This window comes from Roseomonas sp. TS2 (assembly GCF_058833935.1).
This window is the reverse complement of the sequence record NZ_JCACVY010000104.1, coordinates 1-15745: the sequence shown is the minus strand read 5'-3', so window position 1 is coordinate 15745 and position 15745 is coordinate 1. Positions and strand designations below refer to the sequence as shown.

The 15745-nt window shown below is 72.1% G+C and carries 15 protein-coding genes and 1 pseudogene; 8 read left to right on the top strand and 8 right to left on the bottom strand.

Annotated features, from left to right (window positions below):
• The 7 genes from ACZJYS_RS15830 to ACZJYS_RS15800 form a co-directional block, all read left to right on the top strand.
• Positions 1-354 (top strand): NADH-ubiquinone oxidoreductase subunit NDUFA12 family protein (locus ACZJYS_RS15830; RefSeq protein WP_493179557.1); only part of this gene is annotated, 354 nt, incomplete at its 5' end.
• A 46-nt stretch (positions 355-400) separates the two neighbouring features.
• Positions 401-928 (top strand): outer membrane lipid asymmetry maintenance protein MlaD, encoded by a 528-nt coding sequence (gene mlaD, locus ACZJYS_RS15825; protein ID WP_109517919.1) that lies wholly within the window; start codon positions 401-403, stop codon positions 926-928.
• Entirely contained in the window at positions 925-1164 is a 240-nt protein-coding gene (locus tag ACZJYS_RS15820; protein ID WP_109517920.1) for a hypothetical protein, read from the top strand. The genes mlaD and ACZJYS_RS15820 overlap by 4 nt, the downstream gene beginning before the upstream one ends.
• On the top strand, positions 1164-1568 hold the full coding sequence (locus ACZJYS_RS15815; protein ID WP_109517921.1) for a DUF2155 domain-containing protein: 405 nt from the start codon (positions 1164-1166) through the stop codon (positions 1566-1568). Before ACZJYS_RS15820 ends, ACZJYS_RS15815 begins: the two co-directional genes overlap by 1 nt.
• A 154-nt stretch (positions 1569-1722) precedes the next feature.
• Positions 1723-2463, top strand: coding sequence for a trehalose-phosphatase (gene otsB / locus ACZJYS_RS15810; RefSeq protein WP_379650960.1), 741 nt, complete (start codon positions 1723-1725; stop codon positions 2461-2463).
• Positions 2460-4253 carry a glycoside hydrolase family 15 protein gene (locus tag ACZJYS_RS15805; RefSeq protein WP_109517923.1) on the top strand — a complete coding sequence of 598 codons (1794 nt, stop codon included), beginning with the start codon at positions 2460-2462 and terminating at the stop codon, positions 4251-4253. Before otsB ends, ACZJYS_RS15805 begins: the two co-directional genes overlap by 4 nt.
• Complete coding sequence (locus ACZJYS_RS15800; RefSeq protein ID WP_109517924.1) at positions 4241-5668, top strand: alpha,alpha-trehalose-phosphate synthase (UDP-forming); 1428 nt, start codon at positions 4241-4243, stop codon at positions 5666-5668. Before ACZJYS_RS15805 ends, ACZJYS_RS15800 begins: the two co-directional genes overlap by 13 nt.
• A 70-nt stretch (positions 5669-5738) precedes the next feature.
• Here the strand turns inward: ACZJYS_RS15800 and aat are convergent, their stop codons facing one another.
• The 8 genes from aat to ACZJYS_RS15760 form a co-directional block, all read right to left on the bottom strand.
• Positions 5739-6389, bottom strand: a complete 651-nt coding sequence (aat, locus tag ACZJYS_RS15795) for a leucyl/phenylalanyl-tRNA--protein transferase (protein WP_109517925.1) — start codon at positions 6387-6389, stop codon at positions 5739-5741.
• Positions 6390-6447: 58 nt separating this feature from the next.
• A complete protein-coding gene (locus ACZJYS_RS15790) occupies positions 6448-7149 on the bottom strand; it encodes a virulence factor family protein (protein WP_493179554.1) in 702 nt (233 codons plus the stop codon).
• A 2-nt stretch (positions 7150-7151) separates the two neighbouring features.
• On the bottom strand, positions 7152-9794 hold the full coding sequence (gene mprF, locus ACZJYS_RS15785; protein ID WP_493179551.1) for a bifunctional lysylphosphatidylglycerol flippase/synthetase MprF: 2643 nt from the start codon (positions 9792-9794) through the stop codon (positions 7152-7154).
• 273 nt (positions 9795-10067) lie between these two features.
• The gene (gene accC, locus ACZJYS_RS15780) at positions 10068-11411 is read right to left on the bottom strand and encodes an acetyl-CoA carboxylase biotin carboxylase subunit (protein WP_109518027.1); all 1344 of its coding nucleotides are present in this window, start codon (positions 11409-11411) and stop codon (positions 10068-10070) included.
• Between the two features lie 27 nt (positions 11412-11438).
• On the bottom strand, positions 11439-11906 hold the full coding sequence (gene accB / locus ACZJYS_RS15775) for an acetyl-CoA carboxylase biotin carboxyl carrier protein (protein WP_493179549.1): 468 nt from the start codon (positions 11904-11906) through the stop codon (positions 11439-11441).
• A 46-nt stretch (positions 11907-11952) separates the two neighbouring features.
• On the bottom strand, positions 11953-12408 hold the full coding sequence (gene aroQ, locus ACZJYS_RS15770; protein ID WP_109517929.1) for a type II 3-dehydroquinate dehydratase: 456 nt from the start codon (positions 12406-12408) through the stop codon (positions 11953-11955).
• A gap of 198 nt (positions 12409-12606) precedes the next feature.
• A complete protein-coding gene (locus ACZJYS_RS15765) occupies positions 12607-12942 on the bottom strand; it encodes a four-helix bundle copper-binding protein (RefSeq protein ID WP_109517930.1) in 336 nt (111 codons plus the stop codon).
• Positions 12943-13022: 80 nt separating this feature from the next.
• The gene (locus ACZJYS_RS15760) at positions 13023-15011 is read right to left on the bottom strand and encodes a BCCT family transporter (protein ID WP_379631392.1); all 1989 of its coding nucleotides are present in this window, start codon (positions 15009-15011) and stop codon (positions 13023-13025) included.
• 287 nt (positions 15012-15298) lie between these two features.
• Between ACZJYS_RS15760 and ACZJYS_RS15755 the strand changes: the two are divergent.
• Positions 15299-15745: pseudogene (locus ACZJYS_RS15755) on the top strand (hypothetical protein); the annotation flags it as partial.

Genomic DNA, 15745 nt, shown 5'->3' with positions numbered 1-15745 from the left:
TCCTTCCTGCAGCGGCTGACCACTGGCCTCACCGCCAGCAAGATCGGCACCGACCGCTTCGGCAACACCTATTACGAGAGCCGCAAGACCTGGCTCGGCTACGGCCGCAAGCGCCGCTTCGTGCTCTATGCCGGCGAGCCGGACCCGACCACCGTGCCGTCCGAGTGGCATTGCTGGCTGCACCACGTGACCGACGCGCCGCTCTCGGAGCAGAAGCGCTACCCGTGGCAGCGCGAGCACCAGCGCAACCTGACCGGCACCGCCCAGGCCTACCGCCCGCCGGGGCACGACTATTCCGGCGCCCGCCGCGCCCCCACGGCCGGCGACTACGAAGCCTGGACCCCGGGTGGCTGAGGCCGTGTCAGGACAGATCGCCGCAGGCAAGGCCGGAGGCAGCCGCATGCAGGGCCGCAACATCGCCGAGATCCTCACCGGCGCCGTGGTGGTGCTGGTGGCGGCCGCCTTCCTGGTGTTCGCGATCGGCCAGTCCGGGCGCAGCCTGGTCGGCGGCGGCGGCGGCATCACCCTCAGCGCCAAGTTCGACCGGATCGACGGTCTGACCCCGGGCGCCGATGTGCGCATCGGCGGCGTCAAGGTCGGCAGCGTCGTCGAGCAGCACATCGACCCGCGTACCTACCTGGCGGTGCTGCGGCTGCGCGTCGCTTCCGACATCGCCATCCCCGACGACAGCTCGGCCGAGATCACCTCGGAGAGCCTGCTGGGCGGCAAGTACGTGGCGCTGGTGCCGGGCGGCTCCGAGACCATGCTGAAGGACGGGCAGGAGGTCACCATCACCCAGTCCGCCGTCAGCCTCGAATCGCTGCTGGGCCGCTTCATCTTCTCGGTGACGGAACTGACCTCGAACACCGCCCGGCAGCAGGAGGGCGAGGCGCCCGCGCCCGCCCCGGCCCCCGCCGCGCGGCCATGAGCCTGGAGCCGCCCGCCCGCTGGCCGGGCGCCGACGGCCAGCCCGTCTCCTGCCGGGAGAAGCTGAAGGTGCTGGCCGAGAACCACCGGGAGGCCGCCACCCTGCTGCAGGACCTGCTGGAGGATGCCGTGCTGATGGGCGTCGACGAGGCGGCGATGCGCCGCATCCTGGCCGAGATGGTGCAGGCCCTGCCCAGCCCGCGCCGTGCCGGGCCCGGCGCTGGGGGGGCCGGCTGATGCGCCGCCTGCGCCCGTTGCTGCGCCCCCTTCTGCTCGGCCTGCTGCTGGCCGCCACGCCGCTGGCGGAGGCGCCGCTGCGCGCCCAGCCGCAGGACCAGGGCTGGGTGCCGAAGCGCAACGCCAAGCTCCAGGCGCTGGACAAGGTGACGGCGCGCATCACCATCCTGGAGACGCCGCTCGGCCGCCCGGCCACCTTCGGCACGCTGCGGGTGATCGTGCACGCCTGCAACGCCCGCCCGCCGGAGGAGGTGCCGGACGCCGCCGCCTGGCTGGAGGTGCTGGAGACCCGCAACGATTCGCGCGGCCTCCCGGTGTTCCGCGGCTGGATGTTCGCCAACGCGCCCGGCGTGTCGATGCTGGAGCACCCGGTCTACGACCTGCGCGTGCTGGAGTGCCTCTGACACGGTGAGGGGCCGGCCCGGCGCCCCGGCCGGCCGGGGCGCGGGTCACAATCCCGCCAGGAGCCTCCGCCGCACCCGCTGGCGGAGAATTTGCGCCGCGAGTCCTCCGACCCAGGGTTCCCCATCTCCCCGCATCCGGCCATATCGGGAAGTCATGGAGCAGAACGCCTTTCCCGACGCCCCGCCCTTGCCCCAGCGCGAGGCCGCGCTTTTCCTCGACCTCGACGGCACGCTGATCGAGATCGCCCCGCGCCCGGACGCCGTGGTGGTGCCGCCGCACCTCCCCGCCCTGCTGGCGCGCCTCTCGGCCGGGCTGGGCGGGGCGGTCGCCATCGTCACCGGCCGCGGCCTGGAGGTGGCGCGCGGCCTGACCCAGGCGCCGCCCATCGCCTTCGCCGCCGAGCACGGCACCATCATCGACGCCTCCGCCCTGCCGGGCGCCGCCATCCCGCCCATGCCGCTGCCGCCCTTCCCGCCCGAGGACTGGCGCGCGGCGGCGGAAGCCTTCGCCGAGGCCCGCCCCGGCCTGCTGCTGGAGGAGAAGAAGCACGGCTTCGTGCTGCATTTCCGCGCCGTGCCGGAGCGCGGCGAGGAAGCCGCCGCCTTCCTGCGCGGCCTCGCCGAGGGCACCGACTTCCAGGTGCTGCCCGCCCATGCCGCCGCCGAGCTGCGGCCGCGCGCCACCGATAAGGGCGTGGCCGTCTCCTGGCTGATGCGCCACGCGCCCTTCGCCGGACGCACCCCCATCTTCATCGGCGACGACGTGACCGACGAGTTCGGCATCGAGGCCTGCCGCGCGCTGGGCGGCACCGGCTACCGCATCCCGCGCGACTTCGCCGGCCCCGCCGCGGTGCTGGCCTGGCTGGACCGCATCGCCGCCCGGCTGCCGGCATGAGCCAGCCCCTCGACCTCGCGCCCGTCGGCAACGGCATCATCGCCGGGCTGTTCGACCGGCAGGGCCGCTGCTCCTGGCTCTGCTGGCCGCGCTTCGATGGCGACCCGATCTTCTCGGCCCTGCTCGGCGGCGCGGAGCCGCAGGACGGGTTCATGGAATGCGAGCTGATCGGGCTCACCAAGACCCGCCAGACCTACCGCCGCAACACGGCGGTGCTGGAGACCGAGCTGGAGGACGAGCATGGCGGGCGGCTGCGCATCATCGACGCCGCGCCGCGCTTCCGCCGCTTCGGCCGCAGCTTCCGCCCGCCCATGCTGGTGCGGCGGATCGAGCCGCTCTCCGGCCAGCCGCTGATCCGGCTGCGCATCCGCCCGCGCGCCCATTGGGGGCGGGACAAGCCGGTGCGCCGCTCCGGCTCCAACCACCTGCGCTACTTCACCGACGACGCGGCGCTGCGCGTCACCACCGACGCGCCACTGGCCTGCCTGGCCGAGGAGGCGCCCTTCCTGCTCGACCAGCCCGTCACCCTCATCCTCGGCCCGGACGAGACGGTGCCGGAGGGGGCGGAGGCGATCGGCCAGGAGTTCATCCGCGAGACGGAGAATTACTGGCTGGACTGGACGCGCGGCCTGCACCTGCCCTTCGAGTGGCAGGAGGCGGTGATCCGCGCCGCCATCACGCTGAAGCTCTGCACCTTCGAGGAGACGGGCGCGGTGGTGGCGGCGCTCACCACCTCGATCCCCGAGGCGGCGGACACCGAGCGCAACTGGGACTACCGCTACTGCTGGCTGCGCGACGCGCTGTTCACCGTGCAGGCGCTGAACCGCCTCGGCACCACCCGGACGATGGAGGAGTACATCCGCTACGTCACCAACGTGGTGGCGATCTCCCCGGGCGGCGTGCTGAAACCCTGCTACCCTCTGGTGCCTTCCCTCCCCATGCCGGAACGCATCGAGGAAGCGCTGCCGGGCTTCCTGGGCATGGGTCCTGTCCGGGTCGGCAACCAGGCGGCCGAGCAGGTGCAGAACGACGTCTATGGCTCGGTCATCATGGCCGCGGCACAGATGTTCTTCGACCAGCGCCTGCCCCGCCCCGCCGGCGAGCCGCTGTTCCGCCTGCTGGAGAAGCTGGGCGAGCAGGCCGAGGCCCGCGCCCTGACGCCGGATGCCGGCATCTGGGAATACCGCGGGCGGGCGCGCATCCACACCTTCTCGGCGGCCATGTGCTGGGCGGGCATGGCGCGGCTGTCCGGCATCGCCAAGCATCTCGGGCTGCACGACCGGGCGGAGCGCTGGGCGAAATCGGCGCGCGAGTTGCACGCGGTGATCTGCGAGAAGGCCTTCCGGCCGCATCTCGGCAGCTTCGTCGAGAGCTTCGAGAGCGACGGGATGGACGCGGCGCTGCTGCTGCTGCCCGAGATCGGCTTCCTGCCGGCCACCGATCCGCGCTTCCTCGGCACGCTCGACATGATCGGGCGGCGGCTGATCCATGACGGATTTCTTTACCGTTACGATATGTCTGACGATTTCGGGAAACCTGAAACCGCCTTCCTCGTTTGTTCGTTCTGGTACGTGGACGCGCTCGCTGCCGCCGGCCGGACGGAGGAAGCGCGCGCCATGTTCGGGAGCATCCTGTCGTGCCGGAATCACCTGGGGCTACTCGCAGAGGACCTGGACCCGAAAAGGAATCAGCTCTGGGGGAACTTTCCTCAGACCTATTCCCATGTTGGCCTGATTCTGTCGGCGATGCGTTTGAGCCGTTCGTGGGAGCACGGTCTGTGGGGCGGGTAGTCGTCGTTTCCAACCGCGTGGCGGTGCCGCGGCGGGGGGAACCCTCGGCGGGCGGCCTAGCCGTGGCGCTGAAGGACGTGCTCAAGGCCAGCGGCGGGCTGTGGTTCGGCTGGAGCGGCGAGACCCGCAAGAACCCGACCCTGGAGCCCCGCCAGGTCCGAGCGGGCGGCATCGACTACGCCACGATCGACCTGTCGGACGAGGACCACAAGGGCTTCTACGCCGGCTACTCCAACAACACCCTCTGGCCGCTGTTCCACTTCCGCCTCGGGCTGATGGAGTACGACCGGGCGGAGGCCGCCTCCTACCGGAAGGTGAACCGGGATTTCGCGCAGGCGCTGCTCCCGCTGCTCGGCCCCGAGGACACCGTCTGGATCCATGACTACCAGATGATCCCCATGGCGGCGGAGCTGCGGGCGCTGGGCGCCCAGCAGCGCATCGGCTTCTTCCTGCACATCCCCTTCCCGCCCTTCGCGGTGCTCTCGGCGCTTCCCGACGCCGAGCGGCTGCTGCGCGACCTGCTGGCCTACGACCTGGTGGGGGTGCAGACCAAGCGTGACCTGGCGGGCATGATCAACTGCTTCCAGGATGGCCTTGGCCTGACGCCCGACGCCACCGGCGGCGTGCGTGGCGAGGTGGCCGGCCAGATGCGCCGCGCCCAGCTCTCCGCCCACCCGATCGGCATCGACACGCGCGGCTTCGCCACACTGGCGCGCAAGGCCGCCTACGGCCCCGAGACGCAGCGCCTGACCGCCAGCATGGGCGACCGCGCGCTGATCGTCGGCGCCGAGCGGCTGGACTACACCAAGGGCCTGCCGCACCGGATGCGCGGCTTCGCCGCCCTGCTGGCCAACTTCCCCGAGCATCTGAACAAGGTGACCTACCTGCAGGTGGCGGCGCGCAGCCGCAACGAGGTGGCCAGCTACCGCAACCTGCGCCGCGAGCTGGATTCGCTCGCCGGCCGCATCAATGGCGACTACGCCGAGTTCGACTGGACGCCGGTGCGCTATGTGGCCCGCGCGGTGGCGCGGGACACGCTGGCGGGGTTCTACCGCGCCGCCCGTGTCGGCCTCGTCACCCCGCTGCGCGACGGCATGAACCTGGTGGCCAAGGAATACGTGGCGGCGCAGGACCCCGAGGATCCTGGCGTGCTGGTGCTCTCCAGCTTCGCCGGCGCCGCCGAGACCATGGAAGGCGCGCTGCTGGTCAACCCGCTGGATGCCGAGGCGATGGGCGAGACGCTGGACAAGGCGTTGAAGATGCCGCTGCCCGAGCGCCGCGAGCGCTGGGAGAACATGATGCGCGGCCTGGAGGAGCAGACCGCCACCCGCTGGGCGGAGAGCTTCCTGGCCGAGCTGGAGGAACTCCCCCTGCCCGAGCAGGACCTCCTCTGGGCCGCCCCCACCCGCAGCTGACGGGCAGAGAAAAGACGGGCAGAGAAAAGAAGGGGTCCAGGGGAATTCCTTCCCCCGGCCTTTTCCGTTTTTACTCCCGCATCCCCCTGATCTCCGCCTCGATCTCCGCGCTGTCCAGATCCCACCGCGCCGGCCGCTCGACCGCTTCCGCGAGCTGCTGCTTGTAGAGTGCGCGGGGGATCTCGGCCGCCCCGAACTGCGCGAGGTGCCCGGTGATGAACTGGGTGTCCAGCAGGGTGAACCCTCCCAGCCGCAGCCGCGCCACCAGATGCACCAGCGCCACCTTCGAGGCGTCCCGCGCGCGGCTGAACATGCTCTCGCCGAAGAAGGCGCCGCCCAGCGAGACGCCGTAGAGGCCGCCCACCAGCTCGCCCTCCTGCCAGGTCTCCACCGAATGGCCATGTCCCATGCGGTGGAGATCGTTGAACAGCCGCTCGATCTCGGGGTTGATCCAGCTGTCCTCCCGCCCCGGGGCGGGGGCGGCGCAGGCGGCGATGACCTGGGCGAAGGCGGTGTCCGCCGTCACGGTGTAGGGGCCGGAGAGCACGGTGCGGCGCAGCCGGCGGGAGAGGTGGAAGCCCTCCAGCGGCAGGACTCCGCGCAGCTCCGGGTCCAGCCAGTAGAGGCGGTTGCCGGCGCGCGATTCCGCCATGGGAAAGAGGCCGGCGCGGTAGGCGCGCAGCAGGAGGTCGGGGGTGATTTCCACCAGGTGGCGGGACATGGCGCCCATCATGACGCCGCCGGGGGCCGGAGGCCAGCCTGCGGCATGGCCGCGGGCCTCAGCGCGGCAGGCGGGCCATGATGCGCTCGGCGAGGGCCGGATAGTCCTCGTCGAAATGGTGGCCGCCCTTGATGCGGATGCGCTGGGCCGGCGTGTCCTGGAAGGCGTTGCAGGCCGTCTCCGCCTCCTCCTCCGAGCCATAGACGCATTGCACCAGGGCGGGCGGCAGGCCGGGGATCTCCGGCGCGGTGGGCAGCGCGCTGGGGCGGGAGAGGCCGATGAAATCCCCCACCTTGATCTCGAAGGCCGCCTCCTTCGCGAAGGCCAGCAGGCTGATCAGCACCACCCTCTCCTTGTTCTCCGCCGCCATGCGGTTCCAGGCGAAGGGCATGACGTCGGCGCCGAAGGAGTAGCCGATCAGCGCCACGCGCGGCGTCTCCCACCGGGCGGCGTAGAGGGCGATGACGCGGTCCAGCTCCGCCGCCACCTCCTCCGGCGAGCGGCGCTTCCAGAACCAGTTCAGGCAGTCGAAGCCGAGCACGGGGATGCCCCGGTCCCGCATGTGGCGGCCGATCTGCCGGTCCAGGTCGCGCCAGCCGCCATCGCCGGAGAGGATGATGGCGAAGATGTCGCCCTGCTTCTGGCGCGGCGGCATCTCCACCAGCCAGGCGGCGGCGTCGCGCCGCGGCGCCGCCGCGCGGGCGGCGGGGGGCAGGGCCAGGGCGCCGGCCAGGCCAGCCAGGAGCGGACGCCGCTGCATGCTCATTTCCCGATCACCCCGCGCAGCCCGCCCGATTGCAGGGCCGCCACATCGGCCAGCACCACCCAGGGGTCCAGCCCGCCGGGGGCGCAGAGGTAGCGCGGCTCCCAGACAGGGTCGAACTTGTCCTTGAAGGCGCGCAGGCCGCGGAAATTGTAGAAGCGCTCGCCGCGGCGGAAGACCAGCCCGCCCAGCCGGTGCCAGACCGGCGCCAGACGGTGCGCGGCCAGGCCCGAGAGCGGCGCCATGCCGAGGTCGAAATAGGCGTGGCCGCTCTCCTTGGCGCGCAGGATCAGCTTCAGGAACAGGAAGTCCATCGTGCCGGGCGGGATCTCGGCGCGGTGGCGCATCAGGTCGATCGACATCTCGGCGCGGTGGCCGGGCGTCTCCAGCAGGGTGGCGAAGGCGATGATGGCGCCCTGCAGGTCCCGCACCACCGCCACCGGCTGCGCCGCCACATAGGCCGGCTCGAAGGCGCCGAGGGAGAAGGCCTTCTCCCGCGCATTGTGCTGCGCCAGCCATTCGCGGGAGACGGAGGACAGCTCGGCCATCGCCGCCGGCACCGCCTCGGGCGGCAGCACCGCGAAGGTGAGGCCCTCGCGCTCGGCGCGGTTCAGCGCGCTGCGCAGCGGCTGGCGGGACTTGCCGGTCAGGCTGAAGCTCTCCAGCGGCACGCGCGCCGCCTCCCCCAGCTTCAGCGGCCGCAGCCCGGCATCGATGTAGAGCGGCAGGTTCTCCGGCCGCACCTGATAGAAGGCGGCGCGCCCGCCCTGGGCATCGGCCATCTCGACGAAGCGCCAGACAAGGTCGATCCGCCGCGCCTTCGGCCCCACCGGGTCGTAGAGCGCGATCCAGGATCGGCCGCGCCGGCCATACATGATGAAGGCATCGCCCTGCTCGGCGAAGAGCAGCGCCTTGTCGCCCATCCGCACCAGGTTGGCGTCCGCCCGCTCCTGCCGGGCGAGGATGGCGGTGGCGCGCTCCAGCTCCTCCGGCGTCGGCGGGTGGGTGGCGTGGCGCACGGGGCGCAGCAGCGCCCACAGCCCGGCGGCGAACAGCGCCAGCACCGCCCCCAGCGCCGCGCGCATGTTGCGCGGGGCGGAGGCGTCCAGCTCGAACTGCCACCAGAGCTGGCGGGAATACGCCACGTCCCGGTGGGCGAAGAACAGCAGCCAGGCGGCGGCGGCCACCACCCCCGCGGCGGCCAGCCACCAGCCGGGGGTGAAGCTCGGCGCCAGCATCCGCGCGCGGCGGTCGAACCGCTCGCGCGAGGCGAGGAGGGCGATGGCCAGGAGCGCGAGCAGCGCCAGCTCCAGCGCGCCGCCGCCGCGCGCCACCGAGAGCACGAGGCCGCTCAGCGCCAGGGCGAGCGCCAGCCACCAGGCGCCGTCCAGCCGGTGCACCAGCCCATGCGCCACGAAGAGCAGCAGCAGCCCGCCGACGCTGGAGATCAGGTGGCTGGCCTCGAACAGCGGCAGCGGCAGGGCGGGGGCCAGCAGGCCGGGCATCTCGCCGGCGGGGGGCGTGACGCCGCCCAGCAGCAGCCCGGCGCCGGCGGCGAAGGCGGTGGCGCCGAGGAAGCGCGGCATCAGCCGGGTGGCGGCGCGCACCGCGCGGGTGCCACCCCGCAGCAGGTGCGCGCGCCGGCTGACCTCGAACCCGGCCAGCAGCAGCAGCGCCAGCCCCAGCGGCAGCGCGAAGTAGATGAGGCGGTAGAGCACCAGCGCGGCCGCCACCTGGTCCAGCGGCACGCCGGTGTCGCGGAAGGCGAGCAGCACCACCGCCTCGAACACGCCGATGCCGCCCGGCAGGTGGCTGGCGGCGCCGATGGCGATGGCCACGGCGTAGAGGGCGATGAAGAAGGGCAGGTCCACCGCGCCGGCCGGCAGCAGCAGCCACAGCACCGTGGCGGCGGCGCCGATATCGACCAGCGAGACCAGCCCCTGGAACAGCACCAGCCGCATGGGCGGCACCCGCAGCACGAAGCGCCCGAGGCGCAGCGCGCCGGGCCTGAGCCGCCCGAGCAGCGCCAGGCCGCCCATGGCGGCCAGGAACAGCAGGGCGACGCCGCGCAGCAGCACAGGCGGCAGGCCCGACCAGTCATCGACCGATTCGGCGGTGATCAGCAGCCCGAGCGCGCCGACGGCGAACAGCCCCAGCACGAAGCTGGCGGTGACGAAGACCAGCAGCCGGGCGATGCGCTCGGGCTTCAGCCCGGCGGCGGCGTAGATGCGCCAGCGCACGGCGGCGCCGGTGAAGGCCCCCACCCCCACCGTGTTGCTGAGCGCGAAGCCGCAGAAGGCCGCGAGCGCGGCGATGCGCGGCGGCACCGCCCCCGGCGCCACATGCCGCAGCGCCGAGAGGTCATAGCCCAGCATGGCGACGAAGCTGAGCGCCGTGGCCGCCACCGCCGCCAGCAGCACCCAGGGGCTCTGCGCCGAGAGGCTGGCCACCACGGCCGCGTAGTCCAGCTCGCGCGAGAGGCCATGCAGCGCGAACAGCGCCAGCGCCGCCATCAGGGCGCCACCGCCCAGCAGCAGCCAGGGGCGCAGAACGGCCCATCGCCAGGCGGAACGGGCCTCGGGGGGCATGGCCTCGCTCTGCTGCGGCGTCGCGGGCGGGGGGACGGAAATCGGGCCGTTCATCGACATTCCCGGAGGCGTGAGGCGGGCGGTCCTGTCCTGGTTAACGGCAGGAAGGCGCGCAGGCTGCGTCCCGGGCATAGCCAAAAGATGAAGGGAAAGGGGCAGTCCGCCTTTTTCGCGGTGCCGGCCGCCTTCCTGCCGCCCCGGGGCGCGGGACAGCGGGGGGGGGCGGCGCCCTGTCGGAAGCGCCGCCCGGTGCTCACCCACGCGGCCTCGGCCGCGCAGACCTTTCCCGACGCGGCCTCAGCCGCGCCGGTCATCCTGGGCGCGGCCTCAGCCGCGCAGGCCGACGAAGCGCTCCAGCCAGTGGATGGTGTAGTCGCCCGACTGGAACTGCGCGTCGTCCATGATGCGCTGGTGCAGCGGCAGCGTGGTCTTGATGCCGTCCACCACCATCTCGGAGAGGGCGCGGCGCATCCGCGCGATGGCCTCGGCGCGCGTCTTGCCGTGCACCACCAGCTTGGCCACCAGGCTGTCGTAGTGCGGCGGCACGGCGTAGCCGGAGTAGAGGGCGCTATCCACCCGCACCCCCAGCCCGCCCGGCGCGTGGTAGGTGTTCACCCGGCCGGGCGAGGGCGCGAAGCTCTCCGGGTCCTCGGCGGTGATGCGGCACTCGATGGCGTGGCCGCTGAAGGTGATGTCCTCCTGCGTGTAGCCCAGCCGCTCGCCGGCGGCGACGCGGAGCTGCTCCTTCACCAGGTCCACGCCGCAGACCATCTCCGTCACCGGATGCTCCACCTGCAGGCGGGTGTTCATCTCGATGAAGCTGAACTGGCCGTCCTGCCACAGGAATTCCAGCGTGCCGGCGTTGCGGTAGCCGAGCTTCGAGAGGCCCTGCGTCACCTGCGCGCCGATCGCCGCGCGCTCGTCCGGCGTCAGCGCGGGCGAGCCGGCCTCCTCCACCAGCTTCTGGTGGCGGCGCTGGAGGGAGCAGTCGCGCTCGCCGAAATGCACCACGTTGCCGTACATGTCGGCCATCACCTGCAGCTCGATGTGCCGCGGCCGGTCGAGATACTTCTCCATGTAGACGGCGTCGTTGCCGAAGGCGGCCTTGGCCTCGGTGCGGGCGACGCGCCAGGCCTCCTCCAGCTCCTCGGCGGAGTGGGCCACCTTCATGCCGCGCCCGCCGCCGCCGGCGGCGGCCTTGATCAGCACCGGGTACTTGATGGCCTCGGCCACCGCCTGGGCTTCCTCCAGGCTGGCCAGCTCGCCGTCACTGCCCGGCACCAGCGGCACGCCGAGCGACTGCATCGCCTGCTTGGCGGCGATCTTGTCGCCCATCATGCGGATGTGCTCGGCGGTGGGGCCGATGAAGGCGAAGCCGTGCGCCTCCACCATCTCGGCGAAGGAGGCGTTCTCGGAGAGGAAGCCATAGCCGGGGTGGATGGCGTCCGCCCCCGTGATGCTGGCCGCCGAGAGGATGGCCGCGACGTTGAGGTAGCTGTCCCGCGCCGCCGGCGGGCCGATGCAGACGCTCTCATCGGCCAGCCGCACATGCATGGCGGTGGCATCGGCGGTGGAATGCACCGCCACGGTGCGGATGCCCATTTCCTGGCAGGCGCGGTGGACGCGCAGCGCGATCTCGCCCCGGTTGGCGATCAGCACCTTCTTGAACATCCCGGGCTTGAACATCACGGGGTGCCTTTACTCGACCACCATCAGCGGCTCGCCATACTCGACCGGCGTGCCGCTCTCCAGCAGGATGCGCGTCACGGTGCCGGCCTTGGGGGCCTTGATCTGGTTGAAGGTCTTCATCGCCTCGATCAGCAGCAGGGTCTGCCCCGCCGCCACGCGGGCGCCGAGCTGCACGAAGGGCGCCGCGCCCGGCTCGGGCGAGAGATAGGCGACACCCACCATCGGCGAGGTGACGGCGCCCGGCGTGCTGGCGGTGATCTCGGCCACGGCGGGGGCGGCCGCGGGAACGGCCACGGCCGGCGCGGCGGCGGCCGCCACCGGGGCGGGCGCCGCCACCGCCACCTGCGCCACGGTGACGCTGCGGGTGACGCGCAGGCGGCTCTCGCCGTCGGCCAGCTCGATCTCGCTCAGATCCGTCTCGCGCAGGATCTGCGCCAGCGCCCGGATCGCCTCCGGGGTGAAGGAAATGCCGCTCATGACGTTCTCGGGGAGCCTCTTTCTCTGCCGTTGCCCTGGCGCCGCGTCAGTCCTGCTCGGACTGGGCCAGGATGCCGGCGATGCCGCGCAGCGCCAGCGCGTAGCCATGCGGCCCGAGGCCGCAGATCACGCCCTGCGCCGCGCGCGACACGTAGGACAGGTGCCGGAAGGATTCCCGGCGATGAATGTTGCTCAGATGCACCTCGACCACCGGCAGGTCGGAGGCCAGCAGGGCATCCATCAGCGCGACCGAGGTGTGGGAATAGCCGGCGGGGTTGATGATGATGCCCGCCGCGTGGTTGCGCGCCTCCTGCACCCAGGAGATCAGCTCGCCCTCCACGTTGCTCTGGCGGAAGTCGATCGCGAGGTCCAGCGCGTCCGCCGTCTCGGCGCAAAGCGCCTCGATGTCGTCCAGCGTCTCGGCCCCGTAGATCTCCGGCTGGCGGGTGCCGAGCAGGTTCAGGTTGGGACCGTTCAGAACAAAGATCAGCGGCGGGTTCACGTGCGGCTTCCGTCCGGTGCGGTGCGGCGGCGCCTAACACGAGGGGTCCGAACACCGCAAGCATCCGGTTTCCGCCCGGGCGGCGGCGCGGTCAAGCCCCGTTACGCCGCGATACGCGCGGCCGGGGCGGGCCGGCCGGCGAGGAACGGGCCGGGGGCCGCGCCGGGCGTCGCCCGCGCCCGCCCCCGGCGGCGGCCCTCAGGCGGCCATGGCGGCGCAGCTCTCGGCGCAGCTGCGGCAGGCCGCCACGCATTCCTCCATGCCGCCCACGCGCTCGCAGTCATCGGCGCATTCGCGGCAGATCTCGGCGCATTCCCGGCAGGTGTGGCGGTGGTGCGGCGTGCCCAGCAGCATGAAATGCGCCGAGGTGCGGCAGATCTCGGCGCAGGCCAGCATCAGCCGCGCATGCGCCGGCTCGGTGTGCGGGCCGCCCGCCTCCAGGCAATGGCCCGAGAAGCTGGACAGGCAGATGCTGTAGCAGCGGAGGCAGTTCTCGATGCAGGCCCGCATCTCGGGCGAGAGGTGATGGCTCATGCTGGTCTCCTCGGCTCCGGGTTGTCTGCGGGGCAACCGGTGGCGGCGGCGCGGGTTGCGCCGCCGCCGGGCCGCCGGCCTCACACCGAGCGGAGGGCGTGCAGGAACTGGAAGTGCCGGTCGTACTGGGCCAGCACGTCCTGGATCAGCTCCTCCCGCGTCAGGCCCATCACGTCGTAATCCTGGCTGCCATCCTCCAGGAACACCTCGGCACGCCAGTAATGCTCGCGCGGCGCCACATCCGGGCCGCTCTCGAAGTAGGAGAAGCTCGGCATGGCGTAGCGGCGCAGGCGCAGCCCGTAGTGGAACTCCTCCGGCGCGCCGGGCATCGAGACCAGGCGCAGCCGGCCCTCGCGCGCCTCCAGCTCGGCCGAGAGGCCGCGCCCGCGCAGCTCCTCCGCCACCGCCCGCAGCGCCGGCGCCGCCACCTCGTCGAGGAAGCGCGCGACCTCCGCCTGGCTGGGGTGGGAGAGGATGCCCTGCAGCTGGCGCTGCCAGGAGCGGCCCTGGCGCGGCGGCAGGTTCTGCGCCAGCGCGTCCTGCCGCAGCCCCTCGCGCTGCAGGCCGCGCAGCAGCCCGTAGCAGATCAGCAGCATCACCACCGCGAAGGGCAGCGCGCTGGCGATGGCGGCCGTCTGCAACGCCCGCAGCCCCTCGCCCGATGCCAGCAGCACGGCCGCGATGACGCCCGAGGAGACCGCCCAGAAGATGCGCTGCCACAGCGGCACATCCGTCCGCCCGCCGGCGGTGATGGTGCTGACCACCAGCGCCGCGCTGTCGGCCGAGGTGATGAAGAAGGTGACGATCAGCACCATCGCCAGCCAGGAGGAGAGGGTGGCCAGCGGGAACTGCTCGAGGAAGACGAACAGCGCCAGCGTCACGTCGTTCTGCACGGCGGTGGAGACGGCGGTGGTGACGCCGTTCAGGTGCAGCCAGAGGGCGCTGTCGCCGAACACGGTCATCCAGGCGAAGGTGAAGCCGGTGGGCACCAGCAGCACGCCGAGGACGAATTCCCGGATGGTGCGGCCGCGCGAGATGCGGGCGATGAACATGCCGACGAAGGGCGACCAGGCGATCCACCAGCCCCAGTAGAACAGCGTCCAGTCGCCCAGCCAGCTGTTCGGGTCATAGGCGTACATGTGGAAGGTGCGCAGCGCGAACTGGTCGATATAGCCGCCCAGGTTCTGCACGAAGGTGCGCAGCAGGAAGGTGGTGGGCCCGACCACGAAGACGAACAGCATCAGCGCCGCCGCCATGATCAGGTTGCCGTTGGAGAGCAGCTTGATGCCCTTGTCTAGCCCGGAGGCCACCGAGAGCGTGGCCAGCGCCGTGATGCCGGCGATGAGCAGGACCTGCACGCCGAACCCCACCGGCACGCCCAGCACGTGCGACAGCCCGGCATTCACCTGCAGGGCGCCGAGGCCGAGCGAGGTGGCGACGCCGAACATGGTGCCGATCACCGCGAAGATGTCCACCGCATGGCCGATGGGGCCGTGGATGCGGTCGCCCACCAGCGGGTAGAGGGCGGAGCGGACGGTCAGCGGCAGGCCATGGCGGAAGCTGAAATAGGCCAGCGCCAGCCCGACCACCGCGTAGATGGCCCAGGCGTGCAGCCCCCAGTGGAAGTAGCTCAGCCGCATGGCGGCGCGGGCGGCGGCGATGGTGGCGGGCTCGCCCTCCGGCGGCGCCATGAAGTGCGTCACCGGCTCGGCCACGCCGAAGAACACCAGCCCGATGCCCATGCCGGCGCTGAACAGCATGGCGAACCAGCTGGCATAGCTGAAATCCGGCTCGGAATGGTTCGGCCCCAGCCGCACCAGGCCGTGGCGGCTGATGGCGAGATAGATGACGAACAGCAGGAACACCGCCACCGTCAGCAGGTAGAACCAGCCCAGGTCGGCGGTGATCCAGCCCTGCACCGCCCCGAAGGTGGCGCCGGCGGCATCCGGCGCCAGCGCGCCGAACAGGACGAAGGCAAGGGTCAGCGCGGCCGAGCCGATGAAGACGACGGGCTGCAGGCTGCGCTGACCCGGGGCGGCCTGCGGGCGTTGTGGGTGCGGGTCTGGCACGGGCGGGTCTCCTCGGCGGTCACGACAGCGAAGGGCGCCGGGCCGCGCGTGCCCGGCCGCTCCATACGCATACTAGGAATTTGACGAAAAGTTACAGCGCCGCTGGAAAAACCTGCTCCCCCGGCCCGGCACGGCGGCCCTGCCGCGCCACGCCCGCAACGCCTGACCCGCGACACCTTGCCCGCCACACCTCGTCCGCCACACTTTGTATGGCTGGTGGCACACCGGCGCGGGATGACACGGGGCACGCCGCTTTCTAGTTTGCGCCGCAGCGCAAGCAGCGGAGAATGAAGGGGGCCGTCATGACCCATGCCGCCAGGACCGGCCTGAAAGCCATCGCCACATCCATGTTCGTGCTGGCCATGCTGGCCGCCTGCAGCCCGAGCTACTCGCCCGATACCTATGCCAGCCGCGCCGTGCAGCAGGCCAACAAGGTGGAGCAGGGCGTGGTGGTCGGCCGCCGGCAGATCGAGATCTCGGCCGATGGCACCACCGGCGCCGTGACCGGCGCGGCCGCCGGCGGCGTGGTCGGCACCCGGGTGGGCGGCGGCGACATCACCTCCGCCTTCGCCGGCATCGGCGGCGGGCTGCTGGGCGGGCTGCTCGGCACGGCGGTGGAGAAGGGCGTCGGCTCCTCGCCCGGCTTCGAGTATGTCGTGCGCAAGCCGAATGGCGAGCTGGTCTCGGTGACGCAGCGGGACGAGACGCCGCTGGCCATCGGGCAGAAGGTGCTG